Here is a 20426-nt window from a genome sequence, read left to right as displayed (position 1 = left end):
GTTCGATTATTTGTCGCGTTGCTCCTCATCCTACGGGCTATCTCCCAAATCGACGATGTTGTATTGTCCTTTGGCCAATGCTCCGCCTCCGGGCACCAACTATTTTGATAAAGCCTCACTCTTCTCGTATAGAGAGTGGGGCTTTTTTTGTCTCTGTAAATCAGGTTGCAATCAGTCTGAGTTTTTAACTATTAAAAGAAAGTAGGGCTGAAAACAGGTATGGGATTGTTACCATGCATGTTGGGCTGGAATAGTGCACCAAGTGAGTAAATGTTGCACCGGGAAAGGGCGGCAGGTGTTGTTCTTTTATAGCTGACTCTTTCTTATCTAATTGTTTTTTATGAGTTATCTATATTTGGGTATATATACTGCAATGCACAATAAGCTGCGGTGATACTACGGCATATACAACTTAGAAAGATTCGGACAAAGGCGTCCACCCCTTATCACTTTGGTGATAGAGGGGTGGACGCTTTTTTTTTTGCTCTGCAGGATGCGGCAAAAGATGAAAGAGCATTTACATAATTATTTTACTTAACTTTTTAATTAACAAGATGAGGTAAAACGATGGCTTACTTAGAACCGAGTGAGTTTGCGACCAAAATGGTCGACTCAGGTGAACAGAAAATCTTTATGTCCACCAAAGACACTTATATCCGGGCATTTATGGCAGGCGCGATCCTTGCGCTGGCAGCATTTTTTGCTATTACCGTGATAACAAAAACCGGTAGCGCGATACTGGGTGCGTGTTTGTTCCCTGTTGGCTTTATCATGCTCTATCTGATGAAATTCGACCTGTTAACCGGTGTGTTTACGCTGGTACCACTGGCAGTACTTGATAAGCGCCCTGGTTGCACAGGGAGTGCGTTGCTGCGTAACTGGGGGCTGGTATTTATCGGTAACCTGTCGGGTGCTTTGATGGTTGCTTTCTTTGCCTCTTTCATTCTGACATATGGCTATCAGGTTGATGGTGGGGTTGTCGCCGCTAAGGTAAGTGCTATCGGTGAAGCACGAACCCTGGGTTATCAGGAGCAAGGGGTACTGGGTTGGTTTACCATCTTTATCCGCGGCATGCTGTGTAACTGGATGGTATCTATGGGTGTTGTCGGAGCGATGATCTCTACCTCTGCGGGCGCTAAAATGGCAGCGATGTGGATGCCGATCATGCTGTTTTTCTACATGGCTTTCGAGCACTCAATTGTAAACATGTTCCTGTTCCCATTCTCTATGATCATGGGTGGTGACTTCACTATTATGGAATACCTGATCTGGAATGAGATACCAACGGCTCTGGGTAACCTGGCAGGTGGCTTTCTGTTGGTTGGTTTACCTCTTTACCTGACACACGTTAAAACAAGTAAAGAGCGTAAAGTTGCTGCAGCTAAAACTGTAGCGGCAATGTAGACCCTGTACTACAGCCAAACAGTTGCCTGAATCCCGGAGGTCTGTCTGACCTCCGGGATTTTCTGAACGGGCCTTTGGTTAATATGACTCCTCCTGCAATCAGAGTGCTTCTGTCATGAATTCGCATCTAAAAATAAGTACAGGTCAGTTTAGTGATAAAGGCTTAAAAGAGCTGAACCAGGACTTTCATGGTGCATATATCCCTAAAGAGCCTCAGCTTAGCCTTAAGGGTATCGCTCTGGCCCTTGCGGATGGTATCAGCAGCAGTAATGTAAGCCAGATCGCCAGCGAGACTGCGGTGAAGAGCTTCCTGGCCGATTACTACTGTACTTCCGACGCCTGGTCAGTACGTACTTCCGGCGAACGTGTGCTGGAATCTATCAATGGTTGGTTATTCTCACAGACGCAGCGTTCAGAATACCGTTTCAACAAAGATAAAGGTTATGTCTGCACCCTGAGTGCAGCTGTTTTCAAAGCTTCCAGCCTGCATGTTTTCCATATTGGCGACAGCCGGATCTACCGTTTACGCGGCGAGGGGATGGAAACGTTGACCAAGGATCACCGGGCCTGGGTGTCTAAAGAGAAAAGTTATCTTAGTCGTGCATTAGGCATCGATATTGAAATGGAACTGGATTATCAGACCTCCACCCTGCATGAAGGTGACATCTATCTCTTATGCACCGATGGTGTATATGAATTTATAGAAACCCCGTTTATTTTTCAAACTCTACAGGACTGCGCTGATGATCTTGATAAGGCCGCAGAGGTCATCGTTAAACAGGCAATGGAAAATGGCAGCGATGATAATCTTACTCTGCAGATTGCCCGCGTAGATCAACTGCCACAACAGCTGGAGAGTGCTTTAAAACATCAGGTAGAGGAGCTGGAACTACCGCCTTTGTTGCAGGCGAGGAAGGCATTTGACGGTTACCAGATTCTGAGAGAGCTGCATGCTAGCAGTCGCAGTCATGTATACCTTGCTGAAGATCCCGGCAGTAACACTCGGGTAGTTATCAAAATCCCTTCCGTTGATTTGAGAGATGATCCCGCCTACCTGGAACGTTTTTTGATGGAAGAATGGGTTGCGCGACGTATCAATAGCGCTCACGTTATGAAAGCGGGCTTACAAAGCCGTGAGCGAAACTATCTCTACACCGTTAATGAATATATTGAAGGTCAGACGCTTGCCCAGTGGCTGATCGATAACCCCAACCCTGATATAGAAGTGGTTCGAAATGTTATCGAACAGATAGCGACAGGCTTGCAGGCGATGCATCGTAAAGAGATCCTGCATCAGGATCTGCGGCCTGAAAATGTGATGATCGATAGTAACGGCACCGTAAAAATTGTTGATTTTGGTGCGGTTCGTGTTGCCGGAATTGTTGAAGCTGAAAATACTCTGGCGCAACTGGATATGCCGGGGACGGCACTGTATATGGCACCGGAGTATTTTGTCGGCGAAGTCATATCAACCCGCTCTGATCTCTTCTCGCTGGCGGTAATTGCTTATCACATGCTATCAGGACGTTTCCCTTATGGGACTCAGGTTGCTAAATGCACCACCTCATCGGCACAACGTAAACTCTTATATCAATCTGTTTTCGATGAGGAAAAAGCGATCCCCAGATGGGTCGACGCAACGCTGCAGAAAGGGCTACAGCCAAACCCGTACAAACGCTACGCAGAGGTATCTGAATTTGTGTACGACCTGCGTAAACCTAATCACAACTATTTGCGCCGCAATCAGCCTCCCCTGATGGAGAGAAACCCTCTGCTGTTCTGGAGATCAGTCTCTTTTCTGTTAACGCTGGTGGTGCTGTTTCTGCTGGTGCAACTGAATAATCAATGATGGATTAAATGAAACCTGAGGAGTGACCTATGATTAGTAATCGGGAAGAAGTCACTGCCGCAATTATGGCAGCGAAAGTTAGCAAAGGGATTAAATGGAGTGACGTGGCCGCCGCGATCGGCCTCTCAAAAGAGTGGACAACGGCTGCATGTCTGGGACAGATGACTCTTGATAAGCAACAGGCGGAGGTTATTGGTGAGATCTTTGGTCTACCAGATGAAGCGGTTGCCTGGTTACAGATTGCGCCTTATAAGGGTTCTCTACCTACCGCGGTGCCTACTGATCCGTTGATCTATCGCTGGTATGAGGTAGTTAATGTCTATGGCAACACGATTAAAGAGCTGATTCATGAAGAGTTCGGTGACGGAATAATGAGTGCTATCGACTTCTCTATGGATATTCAGCGTGAAGCGAACCCTAATGGCGATCGGGTTAACGTAGTGCTTTCGGGTAAGTTTTTGCCTTATAAAACCTATTGATCAGGGGAGAGAGAGGAGGCTCTGTTCATTCAGGTCTGCTGGGCTGATGACTTGGTTTCGCCCGTTTCTCTTGGCAAAGTAGAGGCATCTGTCTGCCTGTTGCATGAGCTTATCTCTGTTCTCAGTAGGTTGTGGTATGCCGCATATCATCCCTACCGAAACAGTGAGGATATCTGCGGTATCACTATCCTTATTTTCTATTGCCAGGGCCGAGATTGAGTCGCAGATGGCTTTTGCAAACAGTAGAGGATCGTTTTCAGTGGTGGTGACTGAAACGATGGCGAATTCCTCACCTCCGAGCCGAAATGCATATTCAGATGGGTGTTGGCAAAGGGACTGTAATTGTTGTGCTACTTGCTGAAGAGCGATATCTCCTTGTTGGTGACCGTATCGGTCATTGAGGCGCTTGAAGAAGTCGATATCCAAAAGGAAGAAATTCAGGGCTGACTGAGTGTGAATAGCACCTTTAAGCTCCACATCCAGCACTTCATCAAAATGTCTTCGGTTGTATAAGCCGGTGAGTTGATCGGTTATCGACAGCTGTGCCAATTTGAGGTTGGCCTGTTTGAGCTCTGATTCTGCGGCTATTCGAGCCTGACGTTCTCGCATGAGGTTCAGGGTGCGAGAGGAAAGGCCATCATACATAGTGAGAACGATGTCGATCAATATATTGATCGAGCTATCCATCTCAAGTTCAGCGTGTTTCTTGGCTTCATCAACGTTGGCGCCTGACTCGAGCGCTTTGACGGCGATGGCTAAGCGTTTGTCATCATCGATGATATGGAATGCCAGCCAGCGGGTCAGAAATCGTAGGATTTTCTCAATGACTTCCGGAAGCGGCTTGCCTTCCTCTTTTTCCTGAATGGCTTTAACCGCGGGAAGGAAGGATGCATGATTATGGCGATGCGACGCTACCCAGTCATCATTTTGTAAGTGCTCGGCCCAAATAGCTTCTTCAGTGACAAAATGAAAATCTGCATACTCAGCCAGTTCGCTAAAGGCGTCATTAATCTCCATTGGTTTGTTATGAATCAGGGTGTTCACGAGTCGGTTTATAAGGACGATCAGTTGTTTATGCTGATCATCAATCGCGGGAATACCTAATTCAAAACCCTTATTCCAGGGGAAAGCTTCAAAGAAATCGAGATCTGGATATGTGTTCATTAAAGATTACGGTCTTTTATATGCGTTCAGCATGTGAGTTTTTGTCTGAATGAGCGTCCCTGATTCCAGCTATTCCTTATCTTACCAGATAATCCCACATAGAAAGCAATGTTATTTGGTCGAGTAACCCGTAGTGTTTCAGCCATAAAAAAACACCGCAGAGCGGTGTTTTTATCTGTTTCAGGCAGGCCTGTTATCCAACGATAGCAACACCATGGTCGACGTAGTGGATGCTACCGGAAGTTCCTTTGGACAGGTCGCTTAGGTAGAACATTGCAGCATCACCAACCTCTTCGATAGTGGGTAGCTGATGGTCGACTGCTTTGTTCTGGTTGTACTCCAGCATGGTGGCAAAATCTTTAATACCACCTGCAGCGCGAGTGGCAATAGTGCCCGGCGATATTGAATTTACACGAATATGGCGCGGGCCAAGGTCTCTTGCCAGATAGCGTGTGGCGGCTTCAAGTGCTGCTTTAGCGCAGCCCATCACATTATAGTCACCGGTTGCCAGAGCGCTGCCGAGGTAGGAGAAGTTGATCATAGATCCGCCATCTTTCATGAGGTCTTTAGCAAAAGAGGCCATGTGGATGAAAGAGAAACACGAAACGTCCATTGCCTGGGTAAAACCCTCGCGGGAGCATTCGGAGATCGGCGCGTGAAGATCTTCCAGTGGACAGAATGCCAGCGAGTGGACTAATCCATCTAAAGACCCCCAGGCTTCTTCTAGCGCTTTAAATAGGTCGATCATCTGCTGCTCTTGAGTCACATCAAGTGGCATGATAATCGATGCCTCAAGTTCTTCTGCAAGAGGGCGAACAAAGCGCTCAGCTTTATCATTTAGATAAGTAATGGCGAGTTCTGCGCCTTGCGCGTGAAGTTTTTTTGCAACGCCGTAAGCGATACTTTTATCGTTGGCAATTCCGACAATAAGAACTTTTTTTCCAGCCATTAGTAAATTAGACATTTCGATACACCATATATTTATAAATCAATAAGTTAAATATAAACTAAACTGATTTCAGAATTATGAAAGGCTGTTTTTATTGGCTCAATCTGGATCGTTAGTAATATTTTGTGCTCTGCACAATTTCTATGTTTATTATATCGACTAAAGTAGAGAAATGTTTACACATTAATTCCCAAAATGGGTATGGGGTTTGTGATAGATGTTAAGAGGGAAGACGAGAGAGGGAGGGCGCTGGGGGAAGCACCCGGGCTCTTTTAAAAAGCGCTCAGGTGCAGATATGGGTCCTGCGGTTTAATCTCCCAGAGCGGTTCCTTCCCTGCGTGGGTCAACGGCACTTTTCCATGCCCCGTCAGCCTGGCGAAAAAAGCCATGCAAGCCACTGTTCAGGTCTCTTATTTTGAGGTCATGACCGATAGCGCTGAGCGGCTGAGCCAGTTGCTCTGCGGTTGTGCCTGCTTCCAGTTCAGTCACGCCGTTACGGTTGACCACATGAGGCGTATTGAATGCTTGTTGCAAAGACATATCAGAACTGAGTTTGAGATAAAGGTTTTTTGCAACGTAGCTAATAATCCGGCTGCCTCCGGGGGAACCGAGTGCGGCAACTAGTTGGTTATTCCGATCAAACACCATAATTGGTGACATGGAGCTGCGAGGGCGCTTACCTGGCTGAACCCGGTTAGCAACAGGTTTTCCTTCTTGCTCGGCGATGAAAGAGAAATCGGTCAGCTGATTATTTAGCAAAAAACCACCGGCCATCAGAGTTGAACCAAAGGCCATCTCGATACTACTGGTCATAGATACCGCGTTACCCCAGCGATCGACAATAACAAAGTGGCTGGTGGACGGTAGTTCAGGAGACCGGTCGTCAGCGCGGCTTAGCCTGTCAGGTAATTCACCGGGACTAGCTTTTCCCATATCTTTCGAGAGATTTATCAGCTTACTACGCTGTCGCAGATAGTTTTCGTTCAGTAGCTGATCCATAGGGACATCGACAAAATCGCTGTCAGCCAGATAACGCGCCCTGTCCGCATAGGCTAAACGGCTTGCCTGAGTAAATAATTGATAGAATTCTATAGAAGTTGGTTGTAGCTGCTTCGGCTCGGCCAGTTCCATCAGCTTAATTATCTGCAGTGTTGTTATACCGCCGGATGTGGGAGGCGGAAAGCCGCAGACCCGATACTCTCTGAATGGGCGACAAATAGCCTGACGCTCGATCGCTTGATAGTTTTTCAGATCACTTTGCTGAAGTTTACCGGGGTTGTCGGTGGCTTGTTTTACCGCATCGATAATCTTTTTCGACAGTTCTCCCTGGTAAAAGGCAGCCGCTCCGCTTTTAGCGATGTGACGCAGTGATTTTGCTAATTCTGGATTGGTTAGCTGGTGGCCTTCGGGTAGTGGCTCTCCCTCTGGGGTAAAGAAATAATTGCGGGCCTGAGGGTACTTTCCCAAACCTGGGTTTATCTTTGAAGAGAGCAGTTGGTGAAGTCTTGGACTCACCTGAAAGCCGCTTTCAGAGGTTTCAATTGCATCTTCAAATAGTGAAGACCATGAACTCTTTCCGTATTGCTTATGGCTTTTTTCTAGCATTGCCAGCACGCCAGGCGTTCCCACTGAGCGGCCGCCAACCATTGCATCCCACCAGCGCATTGGTTTCCCCTCGTTAGTTATAAAGAGGTTTTCATCAGCGGATGCCGGGGCGGTTTCTCTGCCGTCAAAGGCCTTTAATTGTTTACTGGTGTTATCCCAGTAAAGCATGAAGGCGCCACCTCCGATGCCGGATGACTGGGGCTCGACTAAGGTTAGCATTGCCTGGATGGCAACAGCTGCATCTGCGGCGCTCCCCCCTTGTTGTAACACCCTATATCCAGCTTGAGTGGCTAAGGGGTGTGCGGTGACAACCAGTTGATGCTGAGCTTCGATACTTTTCTGTTGTAGGGTTCCGGTGGCCGATTCTGGTGCGAGATCTTCATTAACCGCGAATAAGAGAGTGGGAAGCAGGGTGAGAGTACCCAAAATGACAGAGAGAATAGGCCTGCGCATAGTTAAATTCCTGAGATATATTGCGGAGAACGGGTGTGATTATTGCCCTTATTAAAGCAGAAATTGCAACGATGTGGGCTAGCTGTTTAAAATTTAGCTTTAAAGTCATAGGGTTGAGAGCAGGCGCTTGCTAAGTGATTACCTTTCAGAAATGTGCTTCCCAAAGGTTCACAGAGGACAGCGTCAGGCGCTCGAAATGGGTAGCATCTGTGGTGTCGGTGAGCATTGCTTTAACTATACTGGCACTAGTTAAAGATCAATCCGCTCGGGCCGATAACTTTCCGACGGACAGTGATAATGGAGATGCCTCTTGTCGATAGCAGTCAAATCTTTTTACAGCGCAGACAGTGACACTAAAGAGACCCGAGTGGTGCTACTGAATGACCATGAGGGCAAAGCGCTTGTGATCCTGCCCGCCAACATGTTGTTAAATCTGGTGAGTATTTGGAAACATTCAGGCCGCCACCTGCAACCTGTTCGGGGACGAGATGCGGTTAAGTTTTTTGGTCAGCCAGCGTTGCAGACTAATGCCGGACAGAAGAAGTTATTCCAATTGCCGGTTTATATCGAGCAGTCAATTGCTGATTATGACAAGCTGGGTGTTGTAGAACCTTATACCGGGTTGGCATTTGAAGCCCAAAAGCAATGGTTTCAGGAGCATGTCTCTCTCTGTGCTTTAGGGATGACGACTAACGCGATTAATAAACAACAGCCTGATGGTAATGATGAACAGGTAATTACGCGTGCTGTCGAGCGATTTACCACGTTGCGAATTCAACAACGGTTAGAGGACACGCTAGGGTTGCCCCCATTGCCAGCATCGATGAAAAAGCTGGTTGAGCTGCGCTCTGACCCCGCTGCAGGTATCGATGATCTGGTGCCGCTTGTCCGTGGTGATGCGAGTCTTGCTGCTCAGGTAATGAGTTGGGCGGCCTCTCCTTACTATGCAGCACCTGGTGATGTCCACTCTGTTGAAGATGCAGTGATTCGTGTATTAGGTTTTGATCTGGTGGTGAATTTGGCGCTGGGTGTGGCTATGGGTAAAGCCTTGTCATTACCGGAAGATATGCCACGGGATGCTGTTCCATATTGGCAGCAATCAGTTTTTACTGCCGCTACAGCGGAGCTGCTCTGTAAGAAAATACCGGCGGAGATCAGACCGAAACCCGGTTTGGTTTATCTGGCGGGTTTACTGCAAAATTTCGGCTATCTGGTGCTGGCTCATCTGTTTCCTCCACACTTTTCACTGTTATCACGCTATATCGAAGCTAATCCGCATATGGCTCTGGAATTTGTTGAAAAACAGGTGCTGAATGTGACCCGGGAGCAGGTCGGTGGTTGGTTGTTGGATAACTGGGGATTACCTGAAGTTGTCGTTGAAGCGGTACGCCATCACAACGACTTAGCTTACGAGGGGCTTGCCAGTCATGAAGCTAAGGTACTACATGTAGCGAGTCGTGGCTTACGTGCCCGGGAGATGGCCGACGGGCCGATTGAATTAGTCCCTGACAGGATTCTTGCTGAGCTTCAGCTGACACAGGCCGATGTTGATGCGGTATTGGAAGACGTGCAGGAAAGCCGGGTGGAGTTAGATTCACTGGTGCATACCATCATGCATGCCTAGTCAGGCTTCTCACAGAGGCGCTCGTCGATAGAATAAAACAACGATTGGTCAGATCGTTGTTTCATTTTCCAGTAGCTCTAACTCTTCTAGTTTCTCTAACCAGTCCGTTTCTATTTCGTCAGACTTTTGCTGCAGTTCGCCTTGCTGCTGCAGCAGTAGTTTGAGTTTTTCCTTATTCGCATCTTCGTAAAGACTATTATCTGCCAACTGGCTTTCCAGCTGTTGTAACTGTGTGGTGGTCTTATCCAGCGCCGCTTCCAGTTTATCTACTGAGTTTTTCAGTGGACGAAGGGCTTTGCGGCGCTCAGCTTCAAGGCGTTTTTGTTCTTTTTTGTCTGCAGCACTCAATGAGCGGTTTTCTCGCGGAGCCTCGGTGGCCTGATTTTGTCCCCGCCGCTGACTGGCCAGCCATTGCTGGTAGTCATCCATATCACCGTCAAAAGGTGCAACGCTGCCATGGGCTACCAACATAAACTGGTCAACGGTATTACGCAGTAGGTGACGGTCGTGGGACACTAAAATAAGCGCGCCTTCAAAACTTTGTAACGCCAGTGTCAGTGCATGCCTGACTTCGAGATCCAGGTGGTTAGTTGGCTCATCCAGTAGCAGTAAATTCGGGCGCTGCCAGGCGATAAGCGCTAATGCAACCCGAGCTTTTTCACCGCCGGAGAACAGTTTGACTGGCTCCAGTGCCCGGTCGCCATTGAAGTCAAAGCTACCCAGGTAATTTCTGATCTCTTGATCGCTGGCTTTAGGGGAGATGCGTTGGATATGCAAAGCGGGAGATGCCTCAAGATCCAATGCTTCTAGTTGATGCTGAGCAAAGTAACCTATCTTCAGATGCTCACCCGCTTTATATAGTCCGTTAACCAGCGGTAGATCCTGGGTCAAAGACTTTATCAGGGTCGATTTGCCCGCGCCGTTAGGCCCCAGAAGGCCGATCCGGTCGCCAGGAGAAAGTGTCAGTTTTACGTTGCTGAGTATCGGCTGTTCATAGCCCAATGCGCAATCATCCAGGCTCAACAAGGGGAAGGATATCTTATCCGATGATTGAAACGAGAAGCTGAACGGACTGTCGATATGGGCTGGTGCGATCAGTTCCATCCGCTCAAGTTCTTTAACCCGGCTTTGGGCCTGCTTTGCCTTGGTCGCTTTAGCTTTAAATCGTCTAACAAAATTCTCGATCTCAGCAATTCTGACCTGTTGCTTTTCAAACTGTGACTGTTGTTGAGCCAGTCGCTCGGCTCTGCGCTTTTCAAAATCGCTGTAGCCACCTTTATAGAGCTCTGTTTTCTGCTGAAACATATGCACGATATGTGTGCTCACCGCATCCAGGAAATCCCTGTCGTGGGAAATCAGCAGCAGGGTGCCCTGATAGTTGCGCAACCACTGTTCCAGCCAGATGGTTGCATCCAGATCCAGGTGGTTGGTGGGTTCATCCAACAACAGAATGTCAGAGTGGCTCATGAGCGCCTGGGCCAGATTAAGGCGAATACGCCAACCGCCCGAAAAAGTATTGACCGGTCGCTCTGCATCGGGCGTAGTGAAACTCAGTCCATTGAGTAACTGATGAGCACGGGCTTCGGCGCTGTAACCATTCACCGCATCCAGCTGGGCATGTAGCTCGCCAATACGGTGATGATTTCCGGACTGTTCCGCGTTTTCCAGGGCTTGCTGAATGCTGCGTAGTCGCTGATCACCATCGAGGACATAATCTATGGCGCGTTGATTGCTGTCACCGACCTCTTGAGCCATATGGGCAATGGTCAGATTGCCAGGTAGCTGCAAATCGCCTTCATCGGGCTGCAGTTGTCCTAAGATGAGTTTAAACAAAGAAGATTTGCCAACGCCATTGGCGCCGACAATGCCGACTTTCTGGTTGGCGTGGATCGTTAATTGCGCTCTGTCTAGCAGGCGCATGTGTCCACGTTGTAAGCTAAGCTGGTTTAACTGAATCATGGCGGCGGATTTTAGCATAGATGATTGAAGATAATGAGCTTTGGAGTTATGCCGTAAAGGTTTATTCGGACCGGGAAACAGCCGAACTTTGCCTGACGTTGCAAAATGTCCATCAATTGAGTGTAAACCGTCTACTGTTTGCTCTTTGGTTGGCTGAACAGAGGAGGACTTTACCTGCAGGGCTGGACGATACAGAAGCTAAAAAGTGGCGTTTAGAGCTGCTGGAACCCTTACGGATGTTGCGTTATCAGCTACGGAAGTCAAAGCAGTCAATGGATGAAGATCGCTGTTATCAGCAACTGAAAATAGCCGAACTATCAGCAGAGAAAGTTGAAATTGGGTTACTATTTGCGCTAAAGAGATACTGCCCCAGCGCAGTACAACTGGCAGGCTTAGGCTATCGAAACCTTTGTTCTATAGCGGAAGTTGAGCCAGAGGTGAGCGGAGAGCTACAGACTTTATTAGGTCATTTAAGCGATAAAGCCTCGTCGAACGGTAGTATTTAACGGAACTTTTCAGTTTAATGGATTACTAAACGCTGATAACTGACTCTTGGATTAAAGGAATGACAATGAAAAAGACGCTGGTGGCCGTGGCCGTTGCAAGTATTGTATTGGTTGGCTGTGGAGCTGAAAAAGAACCGGCAGCTCCGGTTGAGAAGCCCTACACCCTCGAGACTGATCAGCAAAAGCTGGGCTATAGCTTGGGTCTCATGCTGGGCGAGCGCCTTAAGGCCGATGTGGAAGAGCTGGATGTAGACGCACTGCGTCGTGCTGTTGAAACGGTATATTCGGGTGCGGAACCACTGCTGAAGCCGGAAGAAGTTGAAGCAACAATGATGGCTTTTCAAAAGAAAAAGGTTGAAGAACAGCAAGCCGCTCTAACCAAGATGGCTGAAGAGAACCTGACTAAAGGTCAGGCGTTTATGGCCGAGAATGGAAAAAAAGAGGGTGTTGTGACCACTGAATCCGGGCTTCAGTATGAAGTGATGACTGCCGGTGAAGGTGCCAGTCCGGCGGCAGAAGATACCGTAAAAGTACATTATCGGGGATCGCTGATCAATGGTACTGATTTTGATAGCTCTTATAGTCGTGGCGAGCCGGTTTCCTTTCCGTTAAATGGCGTTATTCCTGGCTGGACAGAAGGGCTGCAGCTGATGAAAGTGGGTGGTAAGGCGCGTTTAGTACTTCCTGCTGAGTTAGCTTATGGGCCTGGCGGTATGGGTGAGGCTATCGGGCCTAACGAAACCCTGGTATTTGAAGTTGAGTTGCTAGAGATTAATCCAGCGCAGTAACGCGCTGTTGTTGATCAAAAACATCGAAGCCACCCTTTTGGGTGGTTTTTTTTGGTGCGTCGAAAAGTGCCTGACCGAAAACGTCATTAATTTCGGGCGATTTTGACAGTTCATTTATAAAAATATTTCAACATTATTAAAGCGTTACATATCTGATGTTCAGCGACTTTCTGTACAGAATCAAAACAGTTGCTAAACTGAATGACTGAAAGTTAACTCTATGCATTAAAAGAATAAAGAAGTGGAACGCTCTTTGCAGAGCAAAAGCTTATAGCAATGCTGATGAATACAGCCCTGTTTTGAATATTCTTTAATACGTTACAAAGTGAGGAAGCATCCAATGAAGAAAACCCTGATTTCTGCTGCCACCTTGATGGTTGCTATGACAGGTACTGCAATGGCTGGTACTTTAGAAACTGTGAAGGAGCGTGGCGCAGTTCAGTGTGGTGTAACTAGTGGTGTGCCGGGTTTTTCGGTACCTGATGATAAAGGTAACTGGAAAGGGCTGGACGTTGATTTGTGCCGGGCTGTCGCTGCTGCCGTGCTGGGCGATGCATCTAAAGTTAAGTTTGTTCCTTTGAACGCTAAAGAGCGTTTCACCGCACTGGTATCTGGTGAGATTGATGTTCTGTCCCGAGTGACCACCTGGACTCAGACCCGTGATACTCAACTGGGTATTAACTTTGCGGGTGTGAACTATTATGACGGTCAGGGTTTCCTGGTGAAAAATGAGCTGGGCCTGAAAAGTGTTAAAGAATTGGATGGTGCGACCGTATGTGTACAGTCAGGTACGACAACTGAGTTGAACATGGCTGACTATTTCCGTGCTGAGGGTATTAGTTATACTCCGGTAGTATTTGATACTAATGATCAGGCTGCTCAAGCGTTTGACAGTGGTCGTTGTGACTCCTTTACTACTGACCTTTCACAGGCAGCAGGCCTGCGTACCCGAATGCAGGATCCTTCAGCGGTAGGCGCACTGCCAGAAGTTATATCGAAAGAGCCGCTAGGCCCTGTTGTACGTCAGGGTGATGATACCTGGTTTAACATCGTGAAGTGGTCGCACAATGCGATGCTGAATGCTGAGGAATTGGGGATAACCTCTGCTAACGTCGATAAGATGAAAGCTGAAAGCACTAATCCGAACGTTAAACGCCTGATTGGTCTGGATGGGCCTAAAGGTAAAGGTATGGATCTGGCTGATGACTGGGCATACCAGATCGTTAAGCAGGTGGGTAACTACGGTGAAGCTTATGAGCGCAACGTAGGTAAGGGATCTCCACTGGGGCTGGACCGTGGTCTGAATGCATTATGGAACCAGGGCGGTTTGCAGTACGCTCCACCAATGCGCTAAGAGCGCTAATGAACGGCTGGCCCGAAAGGCCGGCCGTTTTTGTTTCTGCAGCTCTTTTCTTTCATGCAGCGGCAGAAGGATCTGTGTACTGATTTCTGGAGTTAACAATGTCCTCAGACATTTCGAATTCAAGTCACAAGCCTGATGGTGGTTCAGCACAACCAAAAGCGCCACCAATGGACAAGCCAAAATTCTGGAACGACCCCAAGAAGCGGTCGTTACTGTTCCAGGTGCTGCTTTTGTCAGCGCTGGGATTCGTGTTTTATACCATCATTGATAATACCCTGACAAACCTCGAACAACGGGGTATAACCACCGGTTTTGACTTCCTGACCAGTGAAGCAGGCTTCGGTATCGCTATGAGCCTTATCGACTATACGGAAGCATCCAGTTACGGGATGACTTTTTTAGTCGGTCTGTTAAATACGATTTTGATTGCAGCAATGGGGGTTTTTGCCGCGACCATTCTGGGCTTTATTCTGGGCGTGGCGCGATTGTCGGATAACTGGTTAATCTCAAAGTTTGCAACCTTTTATATTGAAATTTTCCGCAATATTCCTTTGCTACTACAGATTTTTTTCTGGTACTTCGCTGTACTGCGAACGCTGCCACACCCACGGCAGAGTATTGAGTTTTTTGGTTCTTTTATTAACAACCGGGGCTTTATCTTCCCTGCACCTGTGGCCGAAGATGGATTTGGTCTGGTGGCATTTGGTTTTGTTGCGGCCCTGGTCGGAAGCTGGCTCATTTCCCGTTGGTCAGCTAAGCGCCAGGAGCGCACCGGACAGCAGTTTCCGGTATTTCTAACCAGCATTGGTTTGATTGTCGGCGTGCCGCTGATTCTTTTCCTGTTGAGTGGTATGCCGATGGGATTGGAACACCCAGAGTTGAAAGGCTTTAACTTTAGGGGCGGCATCACGGTTATTCCGGAGTTGATCGCTCTTTGGCTGGCACTGAGTATCTATACTGCAGCCTTTATTGCCGAGACTGTGCGGGCGGGCATTCTCGCCGTGTCCCATGGTCAGACCGAGGCCGCGTCGGCATTGGGTCTTTCAAAAGGGAAAACATTGCGGTTGATTGTTATTCCGCAGGCGATGCGGGTTGTGATCCCTCCTTTAACCAGTCAATACCTTAACCTGACGAAGAACTCTTCGTTAGCGACTGCGATTGGTTATCCGGATCTGGTTAACGTCTTCGCTGGAACCACGCTGAACCAGACCGGTCAGGCGATAGAAGTTATTGCGATGACGATGGCGGTCTATCTGACACTGAGCCTGCTTACGTCTTTCTTTATGAACTGGTATAACGCCAGAATTCAGCTAACGGAACGCTAGGAGGGGATATTATGAAATATGAATTACAACCCGCGATGCCCCCACCGTCTAACCTGATAGGTGTTGTTGGCTGGCTGCGTAAAAATCTGTTTAACGGACCAGTTAATTCAGTTGCAACTATTGTAATTGGATTCTTTCTGATCAGCTTTATGGTGCCGGTGATTCAGTGGATCTTTATCGATTCTGACTGGATAGGTGATAGTCGTGATGACTGTACCAGTGGCGGTGCATGCTGGGTGTTTATTATTAGCCGGTTAGATCAGTTCCTCTATGGGTTTTACCCTGAAGCGGAACTTTGGCGTCTGCAGCTGGCTTTTTTCCTGCTGATCGGTTCGATTGTCTGGCTGGTTATGCCTCAGACGCCTAAAAAGGGACTGGTTGCGGTGTGGCTGTTAGTCATCTACCCGGTGGCCGCTTTTTTCCTTCTGTATGGCAACTCTTTCGGGCTTATACAGGTTGAAACCCATTTATGGGGTGGACTGAGTCTGACGCTGGTATTGGCGGTCGTGGGGATAGTGGCATCGCTGCCTCTGGGCATTGTACTGGCGCTGGGGCGTCAGTCTGAGATGCCTATTGTACGTTCAGTCTGTGTCATTTTTATTGAAATCTGGCGGGGTGTACCGCTGATCACGGTGCTCTTCATGGCGTCGGTTATGTTGCCGCTGTTCTTTCCTGAAGGGATGAGCTTTGACAAGCTGTTGCGGGCACTGATCGGTATCACGCTATTCCAGTCAGCCTATATGGCGGAGGTTATCCGGGGAGGCCTTCAGGCGATCCCTAAGGGACAATATGAGGCGGCTGATGCATTAGGGCTGGGTTACTGGCAGAAGATGATTCTGATAATCATGCCGCAGGCGTTGAAACTGATGATTCCGGGAATTGTTAATACGTTTATTGCCCTGTTTAAGGATACCAGTCTGGTGTTAATTATCGGCCTGTTTGATCTGCTGGCGATCGGCCAGGCAGCGAATCAGGATCCGAAATGGATCGGCTATTCCACAGAGAGTTACCTGTTTGTTGCCCTGATGTTCTGGGTGTTTTGTTTCAGTATGTCGCGCTACTCGCAACAACTGGAGAGAAAATTACACACTGGCCACGGCAACCGAGCCTGATAACAGAGAGATTTAGAGATGAGTCATTCACAAGCGACTGATAAATTGATGGTGGAACTGCGCGACCTGAATAAGTGGTACGGCGAGTTTCATGTTCTGAAGAACATTAACCTGGAAGTTAAGCAGGGCGAAAAGATTGTTATCTGTGGTCCATCGGGCTCCGGTAAATCAACCATGATTCGCTGTATTAATCATCTGGAAGAGCACCAGAAAGGGGATATTATTGTCAGTGATATCCCGCTGAATGAAGATATTAAAAATATCGAAGCGATCCGTAAGGAAGTGGGTATGGTGTTTCAGCACTTTAACCTGTTTCCGCACCTGACTGTATTGGAAAACTGTGTGCTGGCGCCTATTTGGGTGAAAAAAATGCCCCGTAAGGAAGCCGAAGCGCGGGCGATGGAGCTGCTTGAACGGGTAAAAATTCCCGATCAGGCACTGAAGTATCCGGGGCAGTTATCCGGGGGGCAGCAGCAGCGGGTAGCGATAGCCCGTTCACTCTGTATGAATCCCGATGTGATGCTATTTGATGAACCGACCTCCGCTCTCGACCCCGAGATGATCAAAGAGGTGCTGGATGTCATGATTGAGTTGGCAAACGAAGGGATGACAATGCTTTGCGTAACCCACGAGATGGGTTTTGCGAAGACCGTGGCTGACCGGGTTATCTTTATGGATGGTGGGCAGATTGTTGAAGAGAATGAACCCCATGAATTCTTTAACAATCCGCAGCATGAGCGGACTCAGCTGTTTCTGAGTCAGATTCTTCAACACTAACAAGAGCGATAAGACGCTGTTGAATGACTTGTACGGCGATAAAAAGGATGAAAAAAACCGCCCCTTAGGGCGGTTTTTTAATGGCTAAAACGCATCGTATTAGAAAAGCCGACGCGCAGAAACAAATTAGCCGCGAGAAACTTCTTCGTATTCCGCTTCGTTCAGCTGTCCGTCTTTATCAATATCCGCTGTTACAAAAGCGGCTTCAAGACCTTCAACGCTTTTCGCTTCTTCCAGACTGATCGCGCCATCAGCGTTAATATCGACGGTTTGAAAGTCTGGCATCTCACCGGCAAAAGTAGTGGCAGATACAGTTGTCAGGGCGATGGCGCATAGGGTTTTGATGTTCATAGTTGAAGCTCCTTGATTTAAATTAGCAAAGGTTTTGTTATTGATAACTTCTGTAAAGCAGTCTTTATGCCAATGTTGATTAATGTATATATATCAATATGTTAGGGCTATAATTTTTGTTTGTTTAGAAGAAAACTGTCTCTATAGAGTATCGAGATATTTGCAGATAACTGTAACTTATTGATTTTAATCTGTTTTAGTTGTCTTCGCTGAGAGACTTATACAAAATAAAGGCGGAGATGGATTGCTTTATTCTGTGGTTCTAATGGGTATTAGTCTTCTAGTGAAACGTGCTTAGACAGATCTCATTCAGATCTGTGGTAATAGGTCTTGGGGGGCGTTATAAGGGGGTTAATATATTGGATTACAGACAGAGATGTTAGTCTGAGTATGATGTCTTCTGCACAAGAGTGAAGGCGTTACTAAGAAAAGGGAGCTTATGTCAGTTATTGATTTTAAAAAGAGACAAGATCTATTGTGGTTCTCTGAAAAGCAAAGCACAGCATGGATTGAGCACTCCCCAGTATGCACAAAAATAGTGGATTTAGAATTTCATCTACAATATATGAGCTCTGCTGGTATCACGGGTCTTCGTATTGATGACATTACCGAGTATTACGGGAAACCATATCCACTAGAGTTCTATCCTCAACTATTTCGTGATGAAATGACCAAAAGTCTGATAAAGGCACGGGATACTACTGAAATAGTGATTCATGAAGGCTCGGTGGTAGATATTGACGGGAATGTTCTGTGGTTTCATTCGACCATCGTTCCGATCAATGACCATAATGACTATAACGATCAGATCGATTATTTCATGGTTGTATCGGTCGATATTACTGAGCAAAAGCAAGTAAATATTGAAATACAAGAACTGAATCACGAGCTTGAGGCTCGGGTTAAAAGTCGAACCCTTGAGTTAGAAAAAGCAGTTGAAGAGTTGTTGATCATCAGTGAAACAGATAGCTTAACGACCATAGCAAACCGACATGCCTATGAAAGGCGCCTGACAGAGAATGTGGCAACTGCCAAACGAAATAGTGAGTCCCTTTCTTTTTTGATAATCGATGTAGACTGCTTCAAAGAATACAATGATAAGTATGGGCATGATTTTGGTGACGTTGTACTAACGCGTATCGCGCAAACGATAAAGTCCTCTCTGCTGAGAGAAACCGATTTTGCTGCGCGATTTGGTGGTGAGGAATTTGTCGTATTATTACCCTCGACAGAGGGCAGCGCTGCATTAACCGTTGCAGAAAGAATAAGAAAGAATGTCAGGTTATTAGACGTCAAGCATGATGTCTTAGATGCTGCTAGCGCAATCACTGTCAGTATTGGAGTCGCATCGTTGAAAACTGAAGCACTGAATAAAACTGATCTATTCAAACAAGCAGATATAGCACTTTATATCGCTAAGAAAAAAGGTAAGAACTGTTGCCAGATATTCACTGCTTAGTTCTGTAAGCAGGGTGTACAAGTGTATATAAAGCTTGAATTGATATGCAGTGCTTTTGTTCAGAATTGTTACTTTGGCTCAACCCTCTCAGAGGCAGAGATGTTGCCAGATTTTGGCTTTTTGAGGAATACAGAAGAGTTTTAGCGATGTGCGTATCGTTTCTAGGCTGAAAGCGGAAATACTACAGCCACTATCAATAAACCCTATATTGTCGCTTTTCTAGCAAGCGAATTATCATATGATATAGGGCCTGTTAATAACTAAAGCATCTGAACGGGCTACTTAAGCTCATTAATAATTCCGTTAGACCCGATCGCGTAATATACCCCGTTGCCAAAACCAACCGAATACACCCCGGTACTGGTAGGCCCGTACGGGTCGCGTTTATGGACCTCCCAGCTGCGTAACATGGTGCCGCTGCCGGTATCCCATAGCTGGACGGAGCCTGAGGCGGTGCCGGTGAGGAGTCGGCTGCTGTCTGCTGAGAATCGTGCTGAGAGGAAGCTCAGACGTCTGCCGAACAGATCCCGGTTGTCTGATAGGGTATGTAGTACTTCACCGTCCTGGGTGCTCCAGATCAGCGCGCGATCGAGGCTACCAGAGCTAAACGCAAGTTGCTTACTGGGGGAGAGAGCAACGGTGTCAACGATGTTGCCGAGTTTCAGGCTGTGGATAACTTTGTTGCTCTGCACATCCCAGAGCTGCGCGTTGTACTCATCATCGCCGGTTAATGCCAGTAAAGCATCTTCGCTCAGATCGACGGACTTTACCCGTGCATTGTGGCGAAAGGTTTGCATAACACCGCCACGTTTGACGTCAAAATAGACCGCCGTGTGGTCGGCCAGCCCCAGTAGGGCATAATTGCCGTTAGGGGAAAGATCCATCGCCAGAATTTCTGCCGGGGAACTCCAGAACCCCTCCGGCTGACCGTTACTTAGGTTCCACAGTACTAAGTCTTGTTGGTTGGCGGTTGCTGCGTATAGTTCGTCAGGAGAGAATGCACTGGCGGCGATAAGACTATAATCTCCCGCCCGATGGTTCCAGTTATACAACCGTTCATGATCGGCCAGACTCCAAAGACTGCCACCATGATTGAAAGAGCCGATAGCGGCGTAGCGAGCCGAGGGGGAAATCGAGGCTGAATATGCACCTTGCAAGGCATACTCGACATGCTTTGTGGGTTTATCACCTCCACTACAGCCAGTAAGTACTGCGGTGGCTACCAGTGCGCAACCAAAAGCGCCCAGCCTGTTATTCAT

The 20426-nt window shown here is 47.5% G+C and carries 17 protein-coding genes; 11 read left to right on the top strand and 6 right to left on the bottom strand.

Translation table 11 applies throughout. The features are described 5' to 3' along the window. Positions 1-567: 567 nt before the first annotated feature. The 3 genes from AMJAP_RS17280 (at position 568) to cynS (ending at position 3732) form a co-directional block, all read left to right on the top strand. On the top strand, positions 568-1404 hold the full coding sequence (locus AMJAP_RS17280) for a formate/nitrite transporter family protein (RefSeq protein ID WP_019622724.1): 837 nt from the start codon (positions 568-570) through the stop codon (positions 1402-1404). A 115-nt stretch (positions 1405-1519) separates the two neighbouring features. Continuing rightward, a complete protein-coding gene (locus AMJAP_RS17275; RefSeq protein WP_019622725.1) occupies positions 1520-3253 on the top strand; it encodes a bifunctional protein-serine/threonine kinase/phosphatase in 1734 nt (577 codons plus the stop codon). A gap of 29 nt (positions 3254-3282) precedes the next feature. Then, positions 3283-3732, top strand: coding sequence for a cyanase (cynS, locus tag AMJAP_RS17270; RefSeq protein ID WP_019622726.1), 450 nt, complete (start codon positions 3283-3285; stop codon positions 3730-3732). Here the strand turns inward: cynS and AMJAP_RS17265 are convergent, their stop codons facing one another. The 3 genes from AMJAP_RS17265 to ggt all read right to left on the bottom strand — a co-directional run bounded on the left by AMJAP_RS17265 (position 3733) and on the right by ggt (position 7903). Further along, positions 3733-4896 carry a GGDEF domain-containing protein gene (locus AMJAP_RS17265; protein ID WP_019622727.1) on the bottom strand — a complete coding sequence of 388 codons (1164 nt, stop codon included), beginning with the start codon at positions 4894-4896 and terminating at the stop codon, positions 3733-3735. 193 nt (positions 4897-5089) lie between these two features. Continuing rightward, positions 5090-5860, bottom strand: coding sequence for an enoyl-ACP reductase FabI (gene fabI, locus AMJAP_RS17260; protein WP_019622728.1), 771 nt, complete (start codon positions 5858-5860; stop codon positions 5090-5092). 294 nt (positions 5861-6154) lie between these two features. Then, positions 6155-7903, bottom strand: coding sequence for a gamma-glutamyltransferase (gene ggt / locus AMJAP_RS17255; protein ID WP_019622729.1), 1749 nt, complete (start codon positions 7901-7903; stop codon positions 6155-6157). A gap of 310 nt (positions 7904-8213) precedes the next feature. On the opposite strand from ggt, the gene AMJAP_RS17250 reads away from it, so the two are divergent. Continuing rightward, positions 8214-9527 (top strand): HDOD domain-containing protein, encoded by a 1314-nt coding sequence (locus AMJAP_RS17250; protein WP_019622730.1) that lies wholly within the window; start codon positions 8214-8216, stop codon positions 9525-9527. 48 nt (positions 9528-9575) lie between these two features. Here AMJAP_RS17250 and AMJAP_RS17245 read toward each other — a convergent pair whose 3' ends face one another. Then, positions 9576-11486: an ATP-binding cassette domain-containing protein gene (locus AMJAP_RS17245; protein ID WP_040404883.1), complete on the bottom strand. Its 1911-nt coding sequence runs from the start codon at positions 11484-11486 to the stop codon at positions 9576-9578. Positions 11487-11506: 20 nt separating this feature from the next. On the opposite strand from AMJAP_RS17245, the gene AMJAP_RS17240 reads away from it, so the two are divergent. The 6 genes from AMJAP_RS17240 (at position 11507) to AMJAP_RS17215 (ending at position 17357) form a co-directional block, all read left to right on the top strand. Then, entirely contained in the window at positions 11507-11992 is a 486-nt protein-coding gene (locus AMJAP_RS17240) for a TIGR02444 family protein (protein WP_019622732.1), read from the top strand. Between the two features lie 65 nt (positions 11993-12057). Next, positions 12058-12780, top strand: coding sequence for an FKBP-type peptidyl-prolyl cis-trans isomerase (locus AMJAP_RS17235; RefSeq protein ID WP_019622733.1), 723 nt, complete (start codon positions 12058-12060; stop codon positions 12778-12780). A 340-nt stretch (positions 12781-13120) separates the two neighbouring features. Beyond that, positions 13121-14134 carry an amino acid ABC transporter substrate-binding protein gene (locus tag AMJAP_RS17230; RefSeq protein ID WP_019622734.1) on the top strand — a complete coding sequence of 338 codons (1014 nt, stop codon included), beginning with the start codon at positions 13121-13123 and terminating at the stop codon, positions 14132-14134. A 107-nt stretch (positions 14135-14241) separates the two neighbouring features. Next, positions 14242-15468 carry an amino acid ABC transporter permease gene (locus AMJAP_RS17225; protein WP_019622735.1) on the top strand — a complete coding sequence of 409 codons (1227 nt, stop codon included), beginning with the start codon at positions 14242-14244 and terminating at the stop codon, positions 15466-15468. Positions 15469-15479: 11 nt separating this feature from the next. Beyond that, positions 15480-16580 (top strand): amino acid ABC transporter permease, encoded by a 1101-nt coding sequence (locus tag AMJAP_RS17220; RefSeq protein ID WP_019622736.1) that lies wholly within the window; start codon positions 15480-15482, stop codon positions 16578-16580. A 48-nt stretch (positions 16581-16628) separates the two neighbouring features. Then, the gene (locus tag AMJAP_RS17215) at positions 16629-17357 is read left to right on the top strand and encodes an amino acid ABC transporter ATP-binding protein (RefSeq protein WP_156815251.1); all 729 of its coding nucleotides are present in this window, start codon (positions 16629-16631) and stop codon (positions 17355-17357) included. Between the two features lie 126 nt (positions 17358-17483). On the opposite strand, the gene AMJAP_RS17210 is transcribed toward AMJAP_RS17215, so the two are convergent. Further along, positions 17484-17708, bottom strand: coding sequence for an EF-hand domain-containing protein (locus AMJAP_RS17210; RefSeq protein WP_019622738.1), 225 nt, complete (start codon positions 17706-17708; stop codon positions 17484-17486). Positions 17709-18147: 439 nt separating this feature from the next. Between AMJAP_RS17210 and AMJAP_RS17205 the strand changes: the two genes are divergently transcribed. Next, positions 18148-19167 (top strand): sensor domain-containing diguanylate cyclase, encoded by a 1020-nt coding sequence (locus AMJAP_RS17205; RefSeq protein ID WP_019622739.1) that lies wholly within the window; start codon positions 18148-18150, stop codon positions 19165-19167. 278 nt (positions 19168-19445) lie between these two features. On the opposite strand, the gene AMJAP_RS17200 is transcribed toward AMJAP_RS17205, so the two are convergent. Further along, entirely contained in the window at positions 19446-20426 is a 981-nt protein-coding gene (locus AMJAP_RS17200) for a WD40 repeat domain-containing protein (protein WP_019622740.1), read from the bottom strand.

The organism is Amphritea japonica ATCC BAA-1530, assembly GCF_016592435.1.
Classification (GTDB): Bacteria; Pseudomonadota; Gammaproteobacteria; order Pseudomonadales; family Balneatricaceae; genus Amphritea; species Amphritea japonica.
This window is presented reverse-complemented; position numbering and strand designations above follow the sequence as displayed.